Source organism: Vibrio sp. 3-2(1), assembly GCF_963887575.1.
In the GTDB taxonomy this organism is placed as follows: domain Bacteria; phylum Pseudomonadota; class Gammaproteobacteria; order Enterobacterales; family Vibrionaceae; genus Vibrio; species Vibrio anguillarum.
The window spans coordinates 34,473-49,209 of the sequence record NZ_CAWPGB010000065.1; the positions used below are offsets into that span (position 1 = coordinate 34,473).

Sequence of the window (14,737 nt, forward strand, 5' to 3'; positions counted from 1 at the left end):
GAGAGGTAATGCCGACTCCAAGTGTTGTGTTTATTTCCATGGTGCTCGGTAACGGATGCCTTGCTTGTCCAACATAGGCAGATGTCCTTTGAGCCGTGACAGATAATCTTGCCAATCACGATGCACTTTATGAGTCCATCCTGCTTCGGCGAGTGCAGTTAAGCGTGGGTAAATCATGTATTCCATACGCTGTGGGTTATTGATTAATTCACACCATAAAGCGCACTGAATACCGAGAATTCGCTTACGGAGTGGATCGTTTTCGGGCACTTCGGCTAAGGGTTCATAGCGATAGGCTTTTTCTAATGGGGTGACACCAGCCCAGTCAACGCCCGGTTCTTCTGGTGCATAATCTTGAGCAATATCCAGATACGTGTACTGACCGGGTTGTAAAATCACATCAAACCCCTGTTTCGCGCAGTTCAATGCCGCCGCTTCAGAAAGCCAAGAGTAGATAACAGTATCTTTACTGACCTTATTACCATGATGCGCTTCTTCCCAGCCGACCATGCGTTTGCCAAGCGTACGCAGTTTTTGTTCGGCATAACGTAGTAAGTGTCCTTGTAATTCTTTGGCCTCGGTATAGCCATTATCAGCCATCAGTTGTTGACATTTAGGGCTGTTAATCCAGACCCCATCGGGCACTTCGTCGGCACCAATATGGATAAAGGGGGATGGAAATAGCTCAGAGACTTCTTGCAAGACGATATCTAAGAACTCATACGTTCCTTCAAGGGCGGGGGAGAGGACGTTATCGTTATAATATTGAATGCTGCGATAGTGTGATTGATCCTCTTTATCGGCCAGCAGATGAGGCAGAGATTTGATCGCGGCGCGGCAATGTCCGGGAACATCAATTTCAGGGATCACTGTGATACCACGCTCTTGAGCGTATGCGATAACCTCTTTGATCTCTTGTTGTGTATAGAAACCACCGTGGCGCTGCGTTAACAAGCTGTATTGAGGTTCGAGCACTTCATCAACCCCTCGCCATGCACCGATGTCGGTGAGTTGTGGCAGTGCTTTAATTTCGATACGCCATCCTTCGTCATCGGTCAAATGCCAATGGAACGTATTGAATTTGTAATGCGCTAATTGGTTAATAAGCCGCTTAACTGTCTCGATTCCATGAAAATGGCGCGCACAATCGAGCATCATGCCTCGGTACTTAAAGCGTGGCGCATCACTGATTTTGACGCAGGGGACTAACCACGATTGATCTTGAACTTGAATCAACTGCAACAGGGTCGCGCTAGCATACATAAAGCCTTGATGGCCACTCGCCTCTAAGCGAATGCCGGTACGATCGACGTTGAGTTGATACGCGCCCTCGTCAAAGGTCGGGTTAGTGCGGTAGATAATATCAGCGCTGCCAATGGGTTTGGGCTGAAAATCAAATATACGGTTGAGTTCCTGTTGTAACCAAGTCGCAGCTTGCTCAGCGCACGTGGATTGCAAGGTAATCTGGCTCGAAGTCGTTAAGGTGCAATGCCCTGTGCCGGATTCAATCTTGTTTGGTAATGGAATGAGACTGAGGCTCGCGGCTTCTGTTGCGGGTATTTCACTGCGCTCACGATAAGGCGAGGCGAGAGCAATCGGAGTTACGATCACATCATGACGTTCGAGCGGTTGCTCACCATTGCATTGAACAAAAGCGTGCTTTACGCCATCAGTGTAAAAATGGAAAGGGGCGGTTTTGATGCTAAATTCACAGTAAAAATGCGAGTTTGCAGCAAGCACAGTCATATCTGGCGTTAATGAGCAGAAACTGCCTATTTGCACTACGTTGCCATGGGTGATGCTGTCTGGCTGAATGAAGCGATCAATCACAAAATGTAACGACCAGTCTTTTAGGTCTTGATCGCTTAAATTATGGAACGTTAAACCAAAACGGCAAAATTGCTTCTGTTCTGAGAGTACCGCAAAGTCAATTCGATAGCTCATAGTGATTCCTTAATACAAATTATGCTCGGCTTTGCCGGCAAACATAATCGCGCCTTCGATAGCGTCGAATTGAGGTTGAACAATCCACTGCTGTACCGGTGGAGAAAGCCAATACAAGATACGCTCTGCAATGCTACCCATGAGGCAGATCCGCTTGGCTCCTTTGTTATGAAGAGCGACAAGAAACATTTCGATGTCTGCCGCGGTTTGTTTGAGAAGCTCGATCGCCAGCACATCACCTTGTTGCGCTAGAGAAAAAATAACGGGAGAGAACTGGCCATAGTCGCGTGGGAGTGCGTTTTTTGACCATTCGACAATCTGATCAACATCGTGGTTAAAATGTTGCATCACATGAGCGCTTAATGATGAAGGCTCGCCGATACCATCTGCAATGAGCAACACGCGCTGGATTAGGCGTAACCCCATGATGGCACCACTGCCTTGATCGGATATGGGAAATTCTCGGCCACCCACCACATGCTGCTGCCCAGCGTGTAAAAATAGGCCACAAGAGCCCGTTCCCGCGATCATAATTGCGCCATCTTCACCATTATGAGCACCAATACAGGCACCGTAAGCATCTGTGTTGAGCGTTAGTGAAGCAAAAGGATGTGTCTGAGACATAAACGCATGCCATGCGGATTTTTGTTCTGCACCAGCCAGAGCAAGACCCACGTGCATCTGAGCAAAATTCTCTTTCGTCAGCCCGCTTTGGTGCGCCGTTTGAGTAATTGCATCAATGATCGTCTGCATGGCAAGTTCCACACCCAATAAAATATTGGCGCTACCGCTTTTCGCTTCACCTAACAGCGCGCCTTGCTCGTTGCGGATGCGTGCGCGACATGATGTGCCGCCTCCATCAATACCGACATAATAAAAAGTCATGATTGCCTCTCTAAGTCTGGTGTTGAGAAGTGGCAAAACTGGGTTGTGATAGCCAGCAGATACCAAGCACCATGAGGAATCCATTGCTCAGCCCAACGCCAGTTTTGCATCATGTCATCCTTCTGTTTCGCTGGGTTAAAAGCGATATCTTCTTCATCTTCAAAACCGCCTGTAATGCCATTACACACTCCTCCTTTGGCGTTAAAAAAGCCTAAATGGGGTAGGTAGTCTGGATTGTTGCGACCGTGCCCATCGAGCATGCACATATCGTATGGATTTAATCCGACAATCCAGTTCAATGCATTTTGTGCAAAGGTGGTTAAAGGGGCATGCAGATCTGCGTTGACGAAGGCTTGGGCGCGATAAGCCATACACGCGAGCGATCCTAAACGCGCATTTTCGCCTTGCCACCAGTAGCCGGATTCATTGTCGTGAGCGACAAAAAATGCGCAGCGTTTGTCGCCATTCACAGGTTTTACATATTGGCGTGGGTAGCCAAATGGGTTACTGACTTGATGAGTGATAGTGAGCTCAAAGCGGCAAGCATTCTCAATCACTTGAACGACCGATTGTTTGCGGTGTTCTTCTGTTTCAATCTCGAGATATTCGCACAGTGCAATCACTGGTAGTCCAGCTTCGGCGGCGTGATAATAAGGACGAGTGGCATCACTATTGGCTGCCCAATAATGAGCGATGTTAGCGTCGTTGTGTTGATAAGCGCATAACCTTTGTGCCCAAAGACGACACTCAACCAGATAATTTGCTTGATGAGTTGAGCGGTAGAGTTCAACCGATGCAAGCAGAGCGCAATAGGCATCAATGATGTTCTCTTGACCATCGTCGAGATAGCGCGTGTTATTTTCTTTTAAATGCCAGTAACCATGCTCCGCCGCTGTTAAATAGTGTTCTGAGGTGAAATCACCGTGAACATCTAAACGTGCTGCCACCGCAAGAGCGGCAATCGCAATGCCTCCCCCTTGACGAAATCCGGCTTGATAATCGTCAGACTTGTGGCCAGATTGAGTGGCATAGGCGCAGATCTCTCGCTGCTTAATGTCCTTGCTCCATTTGTCAAAGACCGTTGTATAAAAGAACCCCTCGGAGTTTTGCATGCGGATCAGAAAATCAGCACCAAATAACGCCTCTTCCTTAAGGCGAGTGCGAGAAAATGCAGCAAAACTCGAGTGGTGTTCTAGTTGTGCCAATCCCTTTAGCATATTCCAAACCACCATTGGGGTTTGTTGAGGGTTTAAATAGTTGGCGTAAGAAAGGTGACTAAGATACTTACTGACGTCACCGGAAGCGTCGTACCAGCCACCGTGTACATCGGCAGTGGTTGATGTACCAAGCAGTGGTACGAGCTTATCTTGCTGGTCGAAAATGCCACCACAACGTTGTGATTTGAAGTAGTGCAATACATCAGAAAACGTTTTTTTCATCAGTATCCCTTCACCAATTTCAAAAATAGGGGAGTGGGTATTTTCAAAACGCAGGTAATACTGCCCTGAAGTGGTGTATTGAGAAAAGTCGATCGTATAAAAGCTACCTAAATGCCAATGTGCGACTTTAGCTTGTGGTGCAACAACGAAAGTCGACACCGTTTGATGGCTGTTTGCACAAACAAGCAGGGCGATATCGGAAGAAACACGGAGCGTGTTACTCATTAGTATCGCCTGTTTGGGCCCTTGTGGCTCATAACCAATATGGTTAATCAGTAGCAGCATTAAACATCTCCAAGCCAGATCTTTGATTTCTCGCCAGCACTCAACCCGTCGGGGGCGTGTGCTGACTTTGTTTTATATTTTTACCTAAGATATTGAAGCCGATGAGGTTATGTCAGCGGCTTCAATTGCTTAAGGTGTGCGTTAGTGATTATTCAAATAAGTAACAACGAACAAAGTGGTTATCAGACAACTGAGTCACCGCTGGAAGTTGTTCACGACATTTGTCACTCGCCTGCATGCATCGACCAGCAAAAGGACAGCCTGTTGATACCGGGGTCCAAAGTGGAATTTCGCCTTTGTTCCCTTTGAGCTTCTCGTGTATCGATTTACTAGGATCGGGTACTGCGGAAACCAATAGTTGAGTATATGGGTGCTGAGGATCGTGAATGATCTCTTCGGTATCGCCCCATTCCACCATATGTCCGACGTACATGACGGCTAAGTCTTCGGCGATGTAGCGTGCGGTGGCGATGTCGTGCGTGATATAAAGCAGCGACATCTGCTTTTCAAACTTCATCTCTTCCATCAGGTTGAGAACACCCGCACGAATCGACACATCCAACATGGAGGTTGGTTCATCAGCCAGTACCACTTCGGCACCAACCGCGATATTACGCGCTAAGTTGACACGTTGGCGCTGTCCACCAGACAACTGGTGCGGATATTTCGCGGCTGTTTCTTTTGGTGGAATAAGGCCGACTTGTTCCAGTAAATCGTGAACGCGTTCTTCTAACTCTCTCTTATTACCTGACGTCACTTTTTTATGGATAAGCAGTGGACGAGCAATATGATGAAAAATGGTATGAGTTGGGTTGAGTGAGCCAAACGGATCTTGCCATACCATCTGTACGCCTTCGCGATAGCGCATCAGGTCACTGCGTGAAGTGATGTCTAAAATATCGCGTCCTTTGTATTCAATTACACCGGATGTTGGGGCGTACATTTTGGCAATCATTTTAGCGGTTGTTGATTTGCCAGAGCCTGATTCACCCACGACAGCCAAGCCGCGGCTTTTGAACATTTTAAACGATACGTCGTTGATCGCTCGCATCATAGGTTGTTTTAGGGTGTTACTGTTGATTGGAAAATCTTTAACTAGATTTTTCCCCTCAACCAGTAATTCACCGAAATTTTTGCTCATAATTGTCTCCAGAAATTTTTGTAATACAGCTTGTACTCTACAGTTTCACTTGAGCAATTGGGTCACCGTAAAGGTGGCAACTGGAGAAGCGTCCAAGCTCTATTTGGCGCAAACTCGTTGGAATTTTGGTGCAAGCTTCATGTACGCGATCGCAACGAGCTTGGAAACGACAACCTTGAGGTATATCCAATAAGTTCAACGGGTTACCTGGTATTCCAGTTAACTTCGTTTTAGGGCCTGTCAGTGGAGGGAAAGAACTACCCAGCCCTTTGGTGTAAGGGTGGAAAGGGCTTTCCAGAATCTGTTTAGAAGGAGCCACTTCAATTAATTCACCGGAATACATGATGCCAATTCGATCAGAGAACTCGACCATCAACGACAAATCATGGGTGATGAACAAGATAGAGAAGCCAAACTCTTCTTTCAGCGCATAGATTTTTTGCAATATTTCACGTTGGACAACCACATCAAGTGCCGTAGTCGGCTCATCCATAATGATCATTTTAGGATTGAGCGCGAGAGCAATTGCAATCACCAAGCGCTGACGCATACCCCCAGAGAATTGGTGTGGGTAATCGTTTAAGCGACTTGGGTGAATATCGACAATTTCTAACAAACCTTCAGCACGGCGTTTAGCTTGTTCACGAGTCATGTTGGTATGGCGCATGATCACGTCACAAAATTGCTCTTCCATCGTCAATACTGGGTTCAAAGCGTTCATCGCACTTTGAAACACCATCGACATTTGGCTCCAGCGAAAGGATTGCATGCGTTCATCGCTGTATTTAATGATATTTTCACCATTAAAAATCACTTCTCCACCAGTAATAAACGCGGGCGGCTTATGCAGACGCATCAGTGAAAACGCGATAGTCGATTTACCACAGCCAGATTCACCAGCAAGGCCAAATACTTCGCCAGGTGCAATATCAAAACTGACGTTGCTGCATGCTCGAACATCACCTGCGTCGGTGATGTAGTCAACGCATAGGTTACGGATTGAAATAAGTGGGTTTGTCATGATTATTTATCTCCGCTCCAAAGTGCATTTTGTGGTGGCAGGTCAGGCTGACGCTCTTTCTTATCTTGCTCTGCGAGTTTTTTCCAACGCTTCATTCCTTTGTGTGAACGCAGTTGTGGGTTGGCAATTTCATCGACCGCAAAGTTCAGTAAAGCCAGACCAGTAACGAGCAGAGTCAAAGCAATACAAGGCGCAAGCAGTTCCCACCAAGCGCCAATCAGCATAGAAGAGGACGTTTGAACGTTGTACAACATGATGCCCCAACTGATGGTGTTTGGATCGCCAAGACCAAGGAAGGAGATGGTCGCTTCCATCATGATGGCGTACATCACTGAACCGATGAAGCTAGCGCCAACGATGGAGATGAGGTTAGGTAGAATCTCAACGAAAATGATGCGCCATGATGATTCACCCAAGACTTCCGCCGCTCTGACAAATTCTTTTTCACGCAGTGCGAGGGTTTGTGAGCGTACGACCCTAGCGCCCCAAGCCCAGGAGGTGCAGCCAATGATGAGTGCAATGGTTAATGGGCCGGCCTCTCCAATAAATGCCGCGACCACGAATAAAAGAGGATATTGCGGTATCACCAGCATGATATTCATAGCGGCGGTTAGAATGTCATCGACCTTACCGCCAAAGTAACCGGCAGAAACACCAATCACAGTCGCAAGAAAACAGACGGTCATTCCTGCGCCAAAACCCACGGCGAGTGAGACTCGTGCGCCATACACCACTTGTGACCAAACATCGCGTCCCATACGAGAGGTGCCTAGCACATGGTCTTCACCTTTTGAGAGTAGTAAGGTACGGCGGTCAGTTGCCAAGTTTTCAGCAATCCAGCCATTCGGATCTGCTTTAGCGGCTTTGACGACGAACGATGGGTACTCGTGTGGATTTCCGGTACGTTTATCTGGCGCATGTTTGGTGATCAGTGGCGCAGCAAGGGCGATGAATAAAAATAGGCCCAAAATAATGACACCGACCATGGCAACGGTATTGCCGCGAATGAGTTTAATGAGATCTTTCATGATTATTTACCTCCCTTGCGTAGGCGAGGGTCTAGTACGACATAAAGCATGTCCGCCAACAGGTTAAAGAACAGCATAAAGAGCGTCATAATCAGTAGCTGCCCTTGCAGAACTTGGTAATCACGAGCGTTGATCGCATTAAATAAAACGGTACCAAGGCCAGGATAGTTAAAGATAATTTCAATGATGAGCTGACCACCGATAGCCATACCCAAAGACATCGATAGAGCGGTGACACTTGGCAATAAAGCATTACGAGCGGCGTACTGGAAAACCACACGGTTTTCGCTGAGCCCTTTCCCTTTCGCCATCGTGATGTAGTCTTCAGCGAGCAGGTTAATCATGTTGTTACGCATGTTGACGAGAAACCCACCGATTTGTACTAGAGACGCACAGACAAGAGGCAAGAAAGCGTGGTAGGCCACATCTTTAATGAATGTCCAACTTGTCCAATCTGGCATCGTACCAGCAGTGTAGGCATAGCCCGTAGGGAACCATTGCAAGCCGATAGCAAAAGTAAACATAGCGATCATCGCAATAACCACTTGCGGAACGGCTTGTATAACCAACATTCCTGGGGTAATAAACGTATCGTAACGACTGCCTCGTTTCCATGCGGCAAAAATGCCCAGTAGAGAACCGATTGAGAACGAGATCACAACCGCAGTACCCGCTAGAAATAACGACCAACCAAATGCACTACCCAGTAATTCATTGACACTTAACGGATAGAACTTAATCGACGTGCCTAATTCCCAACTTAGAATGCTTTTTAAATAGGTCAAATACTGTACGGGTAACGGACCATCAACGAAACCGAGAAGCTGTTTCATTGCTTCGATTCGTTCTGGCGTTACTTGCGTTGTTGCGTTTGCGAACATCATGGTCACTGGGTCTCCAGGCATGGCTCGCGGAATGATGAAGTTCAATGTTGCTGCAACCAGCAACGCGATAAAATAAAATGACAAACGTCTTAAAAAATAACCCATAACTCACACCTTACTCACCCAGTTTTATCCTGTACCTGGTTTCAGGTCGCTCCTAGCGAAATTTAGAGCGAAAAATCCCCTAACGACGAGCGTTATACATTTGCTAGGTATTTAGGGGATTTTATTTAGCGGCGCACGAAGTACGCCGCAAGGAATGAACTTCTACTTACTTAACTGGTTTTAGGTCCAGTACGTGTAATAGACGCTCAGGGATACCAGCCCAAATGTTTGGACGACCCTTAGGATTTTCTTCGTTCCACCAGCCGCTAAAGCGTGCTGTGTTGTATTGGTACATGTAAGCACCTGACATTACAGGGATGGTCACTTGGTTTTCAGCAATGATTTTCTGAATTCCGTGAGCGATTTCTAGCTGCTCATTTTTATCCGCTGTTTTGTAGAAGCTGTCTAGCAAAGTATCTAGCTTATCGTTTTTGTAGAAGTGCATAGCAAAACGAGGCATACCTTCACCTTTCTGTAGTGCAGAGTTGTATGCACTGTTCCAGTATAGATGTGGGTCCGCACCGTGGAAGTAGTTGGTGTAAGCGACGTCATAAGTACCTTCAAGCATTGCTTGGTTATAAACCGCAAACTCTGGAGTACGAGCACGTGCTTTGATGCCTACTTCGGCAAGCTGTTCAACAGCAAGTTGTACTGTGTTGTTGAAGTCAGTCCAGCCATTTGGTGATTGAACAAGTAGCTCAAAAGATTTACCTGATGGAGTATCAACAAAACCGTCTTTGTTCACGTCTTTGAAGCCCGCTTTAGCAAGCAGTTTTTTCGCGCCTTCAACGTTGTACGTGTTGTAGCCTTTGTACTTATTGTGGATGTTTTCATCAGACCAAGCTTGGAATGCATAACCTAAGCCTGAAGCGAAGTCATTAACGGTACCGCCGCCATAGAAAGCGATATCGATAATAGTTTGACGGTCAAGAGCCATAGAGAATGCGCGACGGAAATCAACGTTGCTTAGCGCTTCATTTTTTACTGCATCTGGGTTTTTGAAGTTAACCATAAATGCTTGTGTGCCTGATGGCGGATACCAGTAGTGGTGGCTAGGGCTTGCAGCGGCATAAGTACGGTCAATATCCGGAACGAATGAAGAGGTCCAATCGAGTTCAGAGTTAACAATCTTACCTAGCAATTGGTCATTGTTTGCAATTTGAGGTACACGCAAACAGTCAACCTCAAGGTTTGCAGCATCCCAGTAATTCGGGTTACGGCATTGGATGTATAGCTGTGGAGTGAAGGTGTCGATTTCAGTAAACGGACCAGTACCTACAGGGTTCTCGTTGGTGAAAGTCGCTGGATCTTTCACATCTTTCCATACATGCTCAGCAACGATAGGAACTAACGAGATTTCATAAGGTACGTTTGAGTTAGCTTCACTTAAACGGAAACGGATTTGGTAGTCGTTCAGTTTTTCTACGCTCGTTACCCACTTGTTGATACCGCGTTGGTCGAGTTCAGGTTTATTTTTCAATAAGCCATAAGAGAACACGACATCATCCGCTGTAAATGCTTGACCATCTGACCATTTAACACCTTTACGGATATCAAAAGTAACACTCATTAGGTCATCAGACATTTTAAAGCCTTCAGCCAAACGCATAACGGGTGTATTACCATGCATTTCGTTGAATATTACCAGTGGTTCATAGATGAAATCAGTGGTCGTACGTAGGTTTGTTGCTAGATACGGGTTAAAGTTACGTACCATTGTAGGGTAGAAATCAGGTACGATCGTTAGCTCACTGCGTGCGGCTGCTGGAGCTGAAAGGCTCGCTGCGGCGGCGATTACTGCAGCGGCTAGCGCTGTTTTTTTAATATTGGCAAGCATAGCTGTTCCTTACTATTTGCTTTCATTTCACTAATGGATATGAATGTCATCAATTGATAAACACTCTCCAAGGCCTACCTCATTGCGTGTTAACAAACCGGAGGAGTTGGTCAACATGAGTGGCCTGTAGACCTTTGGCAGGAGTAAGAAGACACCTTGGAGAGAAAATTATCAATTTGAATTCCCGTTAAAAACGTCAATTTGTAGAAAGTGATCGTTATAAACGTCAATTTACCATCTTTGGTTTGATTTTTACTCTCATTTAGGTCAGTGATCTGCCTCTCATACTCAATTCGATTAACTTATAGTTGTAAGCGCTCGCTATCTTTTTATCCCTTTATTTTTAATGTTTTTTTGTTTTTTTTGTATCATGAGATCTTGCTCACTTATAGTTTTATCGTTAATTTTTTTACTTAAATTAATTCTGCCGAATTGTTGTGATTCGGTTCGCAATCTGGATCTTTATTCATCTTCAATTGAAAATCTGCTGGTGAAATTGCCTAGAAATCAGTTTTTACTTCCAATTTTCATCATCATTTTGCCTCTTTTTTTCTATTGAGAAGTAAGGTTTGTAATATGCAGTGAATAAGGCGTACCAGAGTAATGGATGCTTGAGGTTAACATTGATTAAATTTAACTAGTCATAACTCTGGATGCATCAATGGGGTGGTTGTTCCGTTGATGGTCATGGAAATATAGTGATAAAAAAGCCTGCAGAGTGCAGGCTTAATGGTGTTGATGTACTTAGAGTGATGAGGTCAGTAGCTTTTGCAATTTATCGCGCTGCGCTTCGATGTGAGAGCGTTCAGGGCCGTGCTCCTGACAATGATCAAGAATGTAATCTAACGAATTAAGAACGGTACGCCAGCGAGGTGTTTTAGGCAGTGTCTCGATACGTAAGTACTTGTCTAGTGTCCGAGTCTGTAATGTGCTTCTATCGAGATACACTCGCCATAGCCCACTCTGCTCTGCAAAGGTAAACTTGCTTTGGTTACTGACCCGTTCCCAGTAATCTAAAGCACTGGTCATTGCTTCAACCAGTACTTCGCGCATTAAATCTTGCTTAGATTGACTCTCTCCCGATACTTTGTCGGCGATACGAGTGAACTCGCCACCGAGTTCTTTGAGCTGCTGCAGTTTTTCTTTATCGCCTTCAAATGCGTAACTGGATAGTGCTTCAATAGCGGTTTCAAGGTTATTGATGCGCGCTGCATTGATGTTTCCACCCACGTTAAAGATGTACATAGCCTGCAGCCCAGAGCCATCCGGTAGTCGTAACACATCAGCAGACATATGTTGACGTGTATCTTCGACATAGATATCGATATTACCGCAGTAATGCTCTTGCTCGACGACTAAGTATTTAGGAGCGATGAGTTCTTCCGCATTTGAGCGCTTTAGTTGTTCTTGGCTGCGCTTAAATAACCGAGCAGCCGCTTCGTTCGCAAAGCGGATTTTATGATCGTCTCGAATGCAAATAATGGCCTCAGGAGCAGATTCAAGCTGCTCTAGTAGACGGCCTTGGGTTTCCAATAAACTGGCCTCTACCATTGCTCTATGCTTCAGCTCTTGTTGCAGTTGGTTGTTCTCAATACGTCTTTGTTCAGCTTTGCTGGCCGTTAAATGCGCCGTAATACGTGCAGCGAGCTCTTGCTTATTAAAAGGTTTCGATAAGTAATCGTTCGCTCCCGCTGCAAAACCACGAACTCTATCGTCAGTTTGATTTAATGCCGTCAACATAATGATAGGTAGCTCGGCATGATCGTATGTTTCTCTTAACTTTTCACAGACTTGGTAGCCGCTTAATCCTGGCATCATAATGTCGAGCAGTAGAAGTTCCGGTTTTTCTTTTTCGACCGCGCTAATGACTTCATTGCCATCTTTAGCGGTGCGGACTTGATAGCCTTCTAAACGTAGGAAGCTGTCTAGGACACGCAGATTGACGGGTTCATCATCTGCTATCAGTAGCACTGGGCCTTCTTTATTTTCAGGTAGTGAATGCATTTCAGGCAGTTCAATGTCTGAAATGGTCGGAGATTGGAAATGGCCAGCTTCCATATAGCTTGTCGATTCAATTTCCGCTTTTGATGCTAATGGTAAGGTAAAGCTGAATGTCGTACCGACCATCGGTTGGCTACTGACATAAAGCGTTCCTTGCATTAATTCGATCAATTGACGGCTGATCGAAAGACCCAAGCCTGCGCCTTGTCGATAACGACTAGCATCTTGTCCTGCTTGAATCAGTGGTTCGAAGATGTGTTCAAGTTGTTCAGCAGGAATGCCTTGCCCCGTATCGACAACTTGGACACGAATCTTGTCATCAACCACATTGGCTGAAATGACAATTTTCCCTTCAGTCGTATATTTAATGGCGTTTCCTACAAGGTTATAAAGCACTTGCTCTAATCGTTGTGGATCGGCAGAGACCCAAATGCATTCATCAGGGATTTGGTTTATTACGCGAATGGGCTTTTTGTTGAGTAGATGGTTAGACAGCTCTAACACTAAGCGTGTTGCGCCGGATAGATCAACAGCGCACTGTTTGATATCCAAGCTGCCATAGCGCATTTTATGGTAATCGAGTAAGTCATCGACCAAGTTTGTCAGCCGTTGTCCACTGCTGATGATTATGCCCAATTGATAACGATGATCGGCGGTGATAGTTCCACTTGACCCAGAGATCAGTGCTTCTGCAATACCGACCATACCGTGCAGCGGTGTTCTTAATTCATGTGACGTTGTGGCTAGGAATTCATCTTTTAGTTTGTTAGCGAGATGCAACTCATCGTTCTGTTTGCGGATTAATTGAATGTTGCTTTCGAGCTCTTTATTTTGCGCTTTAATCAGCTGCATTTTTTCTCGGATTGAACGCTGCATACGCTCAAAACTCACTGCGAGTCGACCAATCTCATCTTTACGATCGGTATTGATAACATTTTCATCTAAATCCCCAGCTGAGACTTTTTCTGCCGCCCAAGTGAGCTTCAGTAGGGGAGAGGTAATAAAATTAGAGAGATAATGTGAAGCGATGACGACTAAAATAATCGCGGTTAGCATGGCGAAAATAAATAACTTCTCAAGCTGATGAACTCGCGCATAAGCCTCTTTTTCTGGTATCTCTACGACCAAGGCCCAATTGATGTTTTTGTTTGCAACAGGTGCATAGGCGGCAATGGTTTTCTCATTCAATGTATTAGTGTAAGTACCAACGGCACTCAATCCAGAAAGCGCAAGATTGATCACTTTTTGACTAGTCTCGATTTCTTGCTGCGTGTAAGAGAGTATTCGAGAATGATGATCTTGCCCGACGAGTAAAGTTCTTATTTGCGATGTCGCATTGGTGTCAGCAACGAGCTTTGTGATGCCATTGTTTGGTAGGCGGAACATGGCGTAGCTGTGCAGGTAGCCCTGTTGAATAATGGGCGCGCCAAGCCAAGCAACTGATTGCCCTTCTTGTTGTGAAAAATCAGAAATAATGACTGGTGTATATTCTTCATTGATTTTTCGTTGTTCGCCAACTTGCTGCTCTAACTGACGGAATGTTTTACCCAGATTGCTATCTTTGTATTTTCCGGTCAGTAAATTCGTCCCATAGTTGTCGTGCTTATAAACGGAATAAACGACATCACCATCGAGATCCACCAGTAAAATATCGTCAAAATCAGAACGTTTAAGCAGTTCTAAATACGCCCAATGATAGCGTTTGTGCAGTAAGCGATACCGTTCACTGCCTACATAGCTGCTCGATTGTGGCAATATTGACGTTTTTATCTGATCACCAGAACCAGGAATATAACGCTGCTGGGCATGCTCACGAGCTTGATCAATATCCAGACCAAGTCTTTGGAACGCATTGACTAAGCCGTAAAAGCGCCCTCCACTAGCATAAGCTAACTCTGAACGGACAAACCCCATCACTTCTGATTCTTTGGCCGTGAGGTAATCGAGAACTTGCTGTTGCTTAGTGTCTCTGACTGACAATAAGTGAGACGTGCTTTGTTCTTGAAGATCTTTAGTGTGTGATTGCAGAAAAAAAATGGCAGTCACAGTTAAAGGCGTGATGCTCAAAACGAGAAAAGCCAGCATAAGAGTATTTTGCAGGCGCTTAAATTTTTGCTTACGAGAGAACCTAAACATAGAAAAAGGCATTACTTTCCGTGAGGCTTTA

General features: G+C 45.4%; 9 protein-coding genes. All 9 read right to left on the minus strand.

Annotation, left to right across the window (positions count from 1 at the left end):
- Window positions 1-30 precede the first annotated feature (30 nt).
- Entirely contained in the window at window positions 31-1,944 is a 1,914-nt protein-coding gene (locus tag AACQ79_RS17400; RefSeq protein ID WP_019283250.1) for a beta-N-acetylhexosaminidase, read from the minus strand.
- 9 nt (window positions 1,945-1,953) lie between these two features.
- A complete protein-coding gene (locus AACQ79_RS17405) occupies window positions 1,954-2,829 on the minus strand; it encodes a BadF/BadG/BcrA/BcrD ATPase family protein (protein WP_170899457.1) in 876 nt (291 codons plus the stop codon).
- On the minus strand, window positions 2,826-4,553 hold the full coding sequence (locus AACQ79_RS17410; RefSeq protein ID WP_170899458.1) for a glycoside hydrolase family 9 protein: 1,728 nt from the start codon (window positions 4,551-4,553) through the stop codon (window positions 2,826-2,828). The genes AACQ79_RS17405 and AACQ79_RS17410 overlap by 4 nt, the downstream gene beginning before the upstream one ends.
- A 148-nt stretch (window positions 4,554-4,701) precedes the next feature.
- Window positions 4,702-5,694: an ABC transporter ATP-binding protein gene (locus AACQ79_RS17415; protein WP_088720904.1), complete on the minus strand. Its 993-nt coding sequence runs from the start codon at window positions 5,692-5,694 to the stop codon at window positions 4,702-4,704.
- Between the two features lie 37 nt (window positions 5,695-5,731).
- A complete protein-coding gene (locus tag AACQ79_RS17420; protein WP_013857642.1) occupies window positions 5,732-6,715 on the minus strand; it encodes an ABC transporter ATP-binding protein in 984 nt (327 codons plus the stop codon).
- Between the two features lie 2 nt (window positions 6,716-6,717).
- Complete coding sequence (locus AACQ79_RS17425) at window positions 6,718-7,743, minus strand: ABC transporter permease (protein WP_013857641.1); 1,026 nt, start codon at window positions 7,741-7,743, stop codon at window positions 6,718-6,720.
- 2 nt (window positions 7,744-7,745) lie between these two features.
- Window positions 7,746-8,732: an ABC transporter permease gene (locus AACQ79_RS17430; RefSeq protein ID WP_013857640.1), complete on the minus strand. Its 987-nt coding sequence runs from the start codon at window positions 8,730-8,732 to the stop codon at window positions 7,746-7,748.
- 166 nt (window positions 8,733-8,898) lie between these two features.
- Window positions 8,899-10,569 carry an ABC transporter substrate-binding protein gene (locus AACQ79_RS17435; RefSeq protein WP_013857639.1) on the minus strand — a complete coding sequence of 557 codons (1,671 nt, stop codon included), beginning with the start codon at window positions 10,567-10,569 and terminating at the stop codon, window positions 8,899-8,901.
- Window positions 10,570-11,313: 744 nt separating this feature from the next.
- The gene (locus tag AACQ79_RS17440) at window positions 11,314-14,706 is read right to left on the minus strand and encodes a response regulator (RefSeq protein WP_026028236.1); all 3,393 of its coding nucleotides are present in this window, start codon (window positions 14,704-14,706) and stop codon (window positions 11,314-11,316) included.
- Window positions 14,707-14,737: the final 31 nt, after the last annotated feature.